Origin of the sequence: Methylobacterium frigidaeris (genome assembly GCF_022179185.1) — a bacterium.
Taxonomy (GTDB): Bacteria; Pseudomonadota; Alphaproteobacteria; order Rhizobiales; family Beijerinckiaceae; genus Methylobacterium; species Methylobacterium frigidaeris.
In genome coordinates this window covers 1-251 of the sequence record NZ_BPQJ01000275.1, presented here as the reverse complement: position 1 = coordinate 251, position 251 = coordinate 1, and the positions used below count along the sequence as shown (strand labels likewise).

Genomic DNA, 251 nt, shown 5'->3' with positions numbered 1-251 from the left:
CCCGCCAAGGGAGGCCCAACGGCCTCCTCTCGGGGCGGGCCCTGAGGGAGCACGCCCGCCTCACCCCACCGGCCCAGGCCCTCCTCCAGGAGGCGGCCAAGCGGATGCTCCTTTCGGCCCGGAGCTACGACCGCGACCTCCGGGTGGCCCGCACCGTCGCCGACCTCCTGGGCGAGGAGAGGGTGGGGGAGGCCCACGTGGCCGAGGCCCTGGCCTACCGCAGGGCCCCCTAGGCGAGGCGCAAGGGCTCC

The 251-nt window shown here is 76.9% G+C and carries 1 protein-coding gene; it reads left to right on the top strand.

Annotated elements, in window-relative coordinates; genetic code table 11:
• The coding region (locus MFF64_RS39140) for a magnesium chelatase subunit ChlI family protein (protein WP_498071638.1) at positions 1 to 233 on the top strand (233 nt) is incomplete at its 5' end.
• Between the last annotated feature and the right edge of the window lie 18 nt (positions 234 to 251).